Genomic DNA, 7,173 nt, shown 5'->3' with positions numbered 1-7,173 from the left:
CTTCTTGATGTCTTCCTGCATCAGCGCGACCAGCGACGTGTAGACGATCGCGATCACGGAGAGCGTCCAGACCATCGGCGCGAAATAGACCGAGGCATCCGGGAACATCGGCAGCGAGAAGCGCAGGAAGCCGTAGCCGCCCATCTTCAGCAGGATCGCAGCCAGCACGACCGAACCGGCCGTCGGCGCTTCGACGTGCGCGTCAGGCAGCCAGGTGTGCACCGGCCACATCGGCATCTTCACCGCGAACGACGCGAAGAACGCCAGCCACGCCCAAGTCTGCAAGCTGCGCGGCACGGCGGTGTGCATCAGCGTCGGAATGTCGGTCGTGCCGGCATTCCAGTACAGCGCCATGATGGCCAGCAGCATCAGCACCGAGCCGAGGAACGTGTAGAGGAAGAACTTGAACGCGGCATAGACGCGGCGCGGGCCACCCCAGATGCCGATGATCAGGAACATCGGGATCAGGCCGCCTTCGAAGAACAGATAGAACAGCACCAGATCCAGCGCCGAGAAGGTGCCGATCATCAGCGTTTCCAGGAACAGGAACGCGATCATGTATTCGCGGACACGCTTGGTGACCGACTTCCAGCTGCACAGGATGCAGAACGGCATCAGGGCGGTGGTCAGGATGACGAAGGGCAGCGAAATGCCGTCCACGCCCATGTGGTAGTTGATGGTGGCGGCCAGCCACGGTGCCTTTTCGACGAACTGGAAGTCGCCATTCGACGGATCGAAGCGCATCACCAGGATCAGCGAGACCGCGAAGGTGATCAGCGTGGTCCAGAGCGCGATCCAGCGCGCATTGCCCTGCGCAGCCTCATCGTCGCCGCGGCTGAGATAAATCAGGATCGCGCCGACGACCGGCAGGAAGGTGACGACCGAAAGAACCGGCCATGTCATGACGGACGCCATTGTTACTGGCCCCCCAGGCCGAAGATAAACCAGGTGATCAACCCGGCGACGCCGATCAGCATCGCGAAGGCATAGTGATAGAGGTAACCGGTCTGCAGCCTGACCGCGCCGCGCGTGATATCGAGCACGCGGGCCGCGACACCGTCAGGCCCAAGGCCGTCGATGACCATACCGTCGCCCTTCTTCCACAGGAAGCGGCCGATCCACTTGGCCGGGCGAACGAAGATGATCTCGTAGAGCTCGTCGAAGTACCACTTGTTGAGCAGGAACTTGTAGAGCAGCGGATGCTGGTTCGCGAGCTCAACAGGCAGGTACGGCTTGCGAACATAGAACAGATACGAAATCAGGAAACCGAGCACCATCATCACGGTCGGCACATAGGGGACCCAGCCGGGAATGTGGTGCATCTCCTCGATGATATGCGGGTTCATCTTCAGCGATTCCCGGAAGAACTCGCCGACGTGATGGCCTGCGAACAGTTCCTTGAACGGGAAGCCGGCGGCGAACGATCCGATGCCCAGCACGGCCAGCGGGACCAGCATCCACATCGGCGCTTCATGGGCCGCATCGTAATGCTTCTTGTCATGCGGCTCGCCGTGGAACGTCTTGAACACCAGACGCCATGAATAGAACGAGGTCAGCAGCGCCGCGACCACGGTCATCAGGAAGCCGTAGAAGGCGAACTGGGTGTGCGAGGCGTAAGCGGCCTCGATGATCGCGTCCTTCGAGAAATAACCGGCGGTGAACGGGAAACCGGTCAGCGCCAGCGTACCGATGGTCATCATCGCATAGGTGAACGGGATCTTGTTCCACAGGCCACCCATCTTCCGGATGTCCTGCTCGTGATGCATCGCGTAGATCACCGAGCCCGAGCCGAGGAACAGCAGCGCCTTGAAGAAGGCGTGCGTGAACAGGTGGAACATGGCGACCGAGTAAGCCCCCGTCCCCAGCGCCACAAACATGTAACCGAGCTGCGAACAGGTCGAGTAAGCGACGATGCGCTTGATGTCGTTCTGCACCAGACCAATGGTTGCGGCGAAGAATGCAGTGGTCGCGCCGACCAGCATCACGACGGCCTGCGCGTTCGGCGCGAGCTCGAACAGCGGCGACATGCGGGCAACCATGAAGACGCCAGCGGTGACCATGGTCGCCGCGTGGATCAGCGCCGACACGGGCGTCGGGCCTTCCATGGCGTCCGGCAACCAGGTGTGCAGCAGGAACTGGGCTGACTTGCCCATCGCGCCGACGAACAGCAGCAGACAGGTCAGTGTCAGCGCATCAGCGTGCCAGCCGAAGAAGTTGATCGTCTTGCCGGTCAGGCCAGGCGCGCTGGCGAAGATGGTGTCCAGATCGGTCGAGCCGACCAGCATGAACAGCGCAAAGATGCCGAGCAGGAAGCCGAAGTCGCCGATGCGGTTGACCACGAAGGCCTTGATCGCCGCCGCATTGGCCGAGGGCTTCTTGAACCAGAAACCGATCAGCAGGTAGCTGGCCAGACCCACGCCTTCCCAGCCGAAGAACAGCTGCAGCAGGTTGTCGGCCGTCACCAGCATCAGCATCATGAAGGTAAACAGCGACAGATACGCCATGAAGCGCGGCCGGTTCGGATCGTCTTCCATATAGCCGAGCGAATAGATGTGCACGAGCGACGACACTGTGGTGACGACGACGAGCATCACGGCGGTCAGCGTATCGACGCGCAGCGTCCAGGACAGCTGCAGGTCGCCCGAATTGATCCAGTTCAGCAGCACGATACGGGCATCGTGATGCATGAAGGCGACATCAACGAAGGTCATCCAGGACAGCACCGCCGACACCACCAGCAGACCGGCGGTGATCAGCTCCGCTGCGCGCGAACCGGCCGCGGCCGGCTCGGCAACGTGGTGATGGTCATCGTGATCATCGTGGCCATGGTCGTCATGCCCATGCGCAGCATGTGCATGGGCGCCGGCATCGCCGTGGCCGTGGTCGTCATGCGCATGGTCCATCTCGTCGCCGCTCGGGTTACGCCCATGCGCACCCAGGATGGCGATGAAGCCTGCGATCAGCGCGCCGATCAGCGGCAGGAATACGAGAGCCTGGATCATAACTGGCTCAGCCCTTCATCAGATTGACGTCTTCAACCGCGATCGAGCCGCGGTTGCGGAAATAGACCACCAGCACGGCGAGACCGATCGCTGCTTCCGCAGCAGCCACGGTCAGCACCAGCAGCGCGAACACCTGGCCGACGATGTCGCCAAGGAAGGTCGAGAACGCCACCATGTTGATGTTGACGGCGAGCAGGATCAGCTCGATCGACATCAGGATGACGATGATGTTCTTGCGGTTCAGGAAGATGCCGAGAATGCCCAGCGTGAACAGGATCGCTGCGACCGCCAGATAGTGTCCGAGACCGATCGTCATTTGACCCAGCTCCCCGCGTCGGCGTCCTGCAGGCCCTGCCCGGTCGCGACCTTGCGCACTTCCATCGCCAGTTCCGGATTGCGCGCGTTTTGAACATTGATGTCCTGGCGCCGCACTTTGACCTTGTGGCGCAGCGTCAGCACGATCGCGCCGATCATCGCCACCAGCAGCACCATGCCGGCCAGCTGGAAGTAATGCATGTACTTCGTATAGAGCACGAGGCCGAGCGCCTCGGTATTGCTCACATTGGTCGGGATGGCCGCCGTGATCGACTTGGTGACGCTCGGGTTCATCACCCAGCCACCTGCGACCAGCAGCAATTCGGCAAGGAAGATCGCCCCGATCACCAGGCCGAACGGCAGATACTGAATGAAGCCTTCGCGCAGCTGCGTGAAGTCGACGTCAAGCATCATGATGACGAACAGGAACAGCACCGCGACGGCGCCGACATAGACGACGATCAGCAGCATTGCCAGGAATTCGGCGCCCATCAGCACGAACAGGCCTGAGGCGTTGACGAAGGCCAGGATCAGGAACAGCACCGAATGCACGGGATTGCGCGAGGCAATCACCATGACCGCGGAAGCCACGCAGACGCTGGCGAACAGATAGAAGAACAGTGCGGGAAGGATCATCTGGTCACCTTACCGGTACGGCGCGTCGAGTTCGATTGACTTCGCAATCTCGCGCTCCCAGCGGTCGCCGTTGGCGAGCAATTTCGCCTTGTCATAATAGAGTTCCTCACGCGTCTCGGTGGCGAACTCGAAGTTCGGTCCCTCGACGATCGCATCCACCGGACAGGCCTCCTGGCACAGTCCGCAATAGATGCATTTCACCATGTCGATGTCGTAGCGCACGGTGCGGCGCGTCCCGTCGTTGCGGCGCGGGCCGGCTTCGATGGTGATCGCCTGTGCCGGACACACCGCCTCGCAGAGCTTGCAGGCGATGCAGCGCTCTTCACCGTTCGGATAGCGGCGCAGCGCATGCTCGCCACGGAAACGCGGCGAGATCGGCCCCTTCTCGAACGGATAGTTCAGCGTCGGCTTCGGCTTGAAGAAATACCGCATGGCGAGGACGAACGCCGAAACGAACTCCGCCAGCAGAAGCGAATGAGCTGTTGCCCTGATATTCATAGTGACCTCATTTCGGAGCAAGGCCCCCGAATTGCAGCACGGCAGCGACGATGATGACGTACGCCAACGATAGCGGCAGAAACACCTTCCAGCCCAGACGCATCAACTGGTCGTAGCGGTAGCGCGGCACGATCGCCTTCGCCATCGCAATCAGGAAGAACATGAACATCACCTTGATGGCGAACCAGATGATGCCTGGCACCCAGGTGAAGGGCGCGAACGGGATCGGCGACAGCCAGCCGCCGAGGAACAGGATCGTAGCCAGCGCGCACATGGTGACGATGGCGACGTATTCGCCGAGCATGAAAAGCAGATACGGGGTCGAGCCGTATTCGGTCATGAAGCCCGCGACCAGTTCCGATTCCGCTTCGACGAGGTCGAAGGGCGGGCGGTTGGTTTCAGCCAGCGCCGAGACGTAGAAGATCACGAACATCGGGAACAGCGGGATCCAGTACCAGCCGAGGATGCCCCACTTCGAATCTTGCGCGGCGACGATGGCCGTCAGGTTCAGCGAACCGACGCAGAGCAAGACGGTGATGATGACGAAGCCGATCGAGACTTCGTAGGACACCATCTGCGCGGCGGCGCGCAGTGCCGACAGGAATGGATATTTCGAGTTCGACGACCAGCCGGCCATGATGATGCCGTAGACCGACAGCGACGAGATCGCGAAGATATAGAGCACGCCGACATTGATGTCGGAAATGACCCAGCCGAGATCCATCGGGATCACCGCCCAGGCCGCCAGCGCCAGCACGCAGGACACCAGCGGCGCCAGCAGGAACACGCCCTTGTTGGAGCTGGATGGAATCACCGGCTCCTTCAGCACGAATTTCAGCAAGTCCGCGAAGGATTGCAGCAGGCCGAATGGCCCGACCACGTTGGGGCCACGGCGGATCTGTACCGCCGCCCAGATCTTGCGGTCAGCCAGCAGGATATAGGCAATCGCAATCAAGAGCACCACGAGCACGAGGAGGCTCTGCGCGACCATGATGATCAGCGGCCACAGGGTGCTTGTCCAGAATTCAGCCATCGGTTTACTCCGCCGCCGTCAGCATCTGGCCGGAGGCCAGGCGGGAGCATTCCGCCATGATGGCTGACGCACGCGCGATCGGGTTGGTCAGGTAGAAGTCCTCAACAGAGGCCTTGAACGGTGTCTTGTCGACGGTGCCGCCCTTGGCCGCAAGGGTCTTGATCGCACCGGCATCGCCGGCCTCGATCTGATCGATGCGCATCAGGTGCGGAGCGGTCTTGAAGATCGCCTGCCGCAGCGCCGCCAGCGAGTCGTAAGGCAGCTTGTGGCCGAGCACGTCGGACAATGCGCGGATCACCGCCCAGTCCTCGCGGGCATCGCCCGGCGGGAACCCGGCGCGCTCCGCCATCTGCACGCGGCCTTCGGTATTGACGAAGATGCCGGACTTCTCGGTATAGGCCGCACCCGGCAGGATCACGTCGGCCCGATGCGCACCGCGGTCACCATGGGTACCGATATAGACCACGAAGGTACCGTCGGCGACCTTCACGTCATCAGCACCGAGCGAGAACAGCACGTCGAGCGAACCGGCAGCGGTCATCTGCGCGAGGCTCAGGCTGCCCGAGGTCGGCGCGAAGCCGATATCGAGCGCACCGACCGTCGAGGCCGCCGTCTGCAGAACCGCGAAGCCGTTCCAGCCGTCCTTGATCGCGCCGAAGTCCGAGGCGAGCTTGGCAGCCGCCGCGAGTACCGCAGCACCATCGGCACGTGCCGCCACACCGGCGCCAACCAGCACGATCGGATGCTTGGCGTTCTTCAGCACATCGGCGAAGGCGTTCTTGCCAGCGGCGAGTTCGGCCAGCGAGTCCGTGCCTGCGCCGAGATAGTCGTAGCGATAGGTCAGATCGGCTTTCTCGCCGATCACGCCGATCTTCAGCGCGCCGGTGCGCCACGTCTTGCGGATGCGCGCGTTGAGAACTGCGGCTTCCTTGCGCGGATTGGCCCCCACGATCAGCAGCGCATCGGCCTGCTCGATGCCGGCGATGGTCGGGTTAAAAATGTAGGATGCGCGGCCGGCGGCTGCATCGAAAGCGCCCGCGCCCTGGGTCGCCAGATTGGCCGAGCCCATGCTTGCGAGCAGTTGCTTCAGCGCGAACATTTCCTCGACGGCGGCGAGATCGCCCGCGACGGCGCCGATCTTCTTGCTGCCGGCCACCTTCGCTGCGATGGCGCTGAACGCTTCAGCCCAGGTCGCGGCGCGCAGCTTGCCGTTGTCACGGATATAGGGGCGATCGAGACGCTGCGTGCGCAGGCCGTCGACGATGTGGCGGGTCTTGTCGGAGATCCATTCCTCGTTCACCGCCTCGTTGACGCGCGGCAGGATGCGCATCACTTCGCGGCCACGGGTGTCGACGCGGATTGCCGAACCGACGGCGTCCATCACATCGATGGACTGGGTCTTGCCGAGCTCCCACGGACGCGCCGCGAAAGCATAGGGCTTCGAGGTCAGCGCACCGACCGGGCAGATATCGACGAGGTTGCCCTGCAATTCCGAGGTCAGCGCGGTCTCAAGATAGGAGGTGATCTCCATGTCCTCGCCGCGGCCGGTCGCGCCCATCTCGGGCACGCCGCAGACTTCAGCGGCGAAGCGAACACAGCGCGTGCACTGAATGCAGCGGTTCATCGAGGTCTTCACCAGCGCGCCGAGATACTTGTCCTCGACCGCGCGCTTGTTTTCAGCAAAGCGCG

General features: G+C 62.4%; 7 protein-coding genes. All 7 read right to left on the bottom strand.

Translation table 11 applies throughout. The features are described from left to right. Positions 1 to 903: NADH-quinone oxidoreductase subunit M (locus tag ACEK02_RS18590; protein ID WP_371423050.1), on the bottom strand; the 903-nt coding region annotated here is incomplete at its 3' end. A gap of 14 nt (positions 904 to 917) precedes the next feature. Beyond that, complete coding sequence (nuoL, locus tag ACEK02_RS18585) at positions 918 to 3,002, bottom strand: NADH-quinone oxidoreductase subunit L (protein WP_371423049.1); 2,085 nt, start codon at positions 3,000 to 3,002, stop codon at positions 918 to 920. Positions 3,003 to 3,009: 7 nt separating this feature from the next. Beyond that, entirely contained in the window at positions 3,010 to 3,318 is a 309-nt protein-coding gene (nuoK, locus tag ACEK02_RS18580) for an NADH-quinone oxidoreductase subunit NuoK (protein ID WP_068730883.1), read from the bottom strand. Next, positions 3,315 to 3,953, bottom strand: coding sequence for an NADH-quinone oxidoreductase subunit J (locus ACEK02_RS18575; protein ID WP_371423048.1), 639 nt, complete (start codon positions 3,951 to 3,953; stop codon positions 3,315 to 3,317). The genes nuoK and ACEK02_RS18575 overlap by 4 nt, the downstream gene beginning before the upstream one ends. 9 nt (positions 3,954 to 3,962) lie before the next feature. Beyond that, complete coding sequence (nuoI, locus tag ACEK02_RS18570; RefSeq protein WP_089264557.1) at positions 3,963 to 4,451, bottom strand: NADH-quinone oxidoreductase subunit NuoI; 489 nt, start codon at positions 4,449 to 4,451, stop codon at positions 3,963 to 3,965. 7 nt (positions 4,452 to 4,458) lie between these two features. Continuing rightward, on the bottom strand, positions 4,459 to 5,484 hold the full coding sequence (gene nuoH, locus ACEK02_RS18565) for an NADH-quinone oxidoreductase subunit NuoH (protein WP_371423047.1): 1,026 nt from the start codon (positions 5,482 to 5,484) through the stop codon (positions 4,459 to 4,461). Positions 5,485 to 5,488: 4 nt separating this feature from the next. Next, positions 5,489 to 7,173, bottom strand: a 1,685-nt coding sequence (nuoG, locus tag ACEK02_RS18560; protein ID WP_371423046.1) for an NADH-quinone oxidoreductase subunit NuoG, incomplete at its 5' end; no start/stop codon positions are given.

This window comes from Tardiphaga sp. (genome assembly GCF_041424195.1).
GTDB lineage: Bacteria > Pseudomonadota > Alphaproteobacteria > Rhizobiales > Xanthobacteraceae > Tardiphaga.
This window is presented reverse-complemented; position numbering and strand designations above follow the sequence as displayed.

Excerpts from the sequence above, each read along its gene's own strand:
- nuoL (WP_371423049.1), bottom strand. The coding sequence starts at position 3,002 with ATGATCCAGGCTCTCGTATTCCTGCCGCTGATCGGCGCGCTGATCGCA.
- nuoK (WP_068730883.1), bottom strand. The coding sequence starts at position 3,318 with ATGACGATCGGTCTCGGACACTATCTGGCGGTCGCAGCGATCCTGTTC.
- ACEK02_RS18575 (WP_371423048.1), bottom strand. The coding sequence starts at position 3,953 with ATGATCCTTCCCGCACTGTTCTTCTATCTGTTCGCCAGCGTCTGCGTG.
- nuoI (WP_089264557.1), bottom strand. The coding sequence starts at position 4,451 with ATGAATATCAGGGCAACAGCTCATTCGCTTCTGCTGGCGGAGTTCGTT.
- nuoH (WP_371423047.1), bottom strand. The coding sequence starts at position 5,484 with ATGGCTGAATTCTGGACAAGCACCCTGTGGCCGCTGATCATCATGGTC.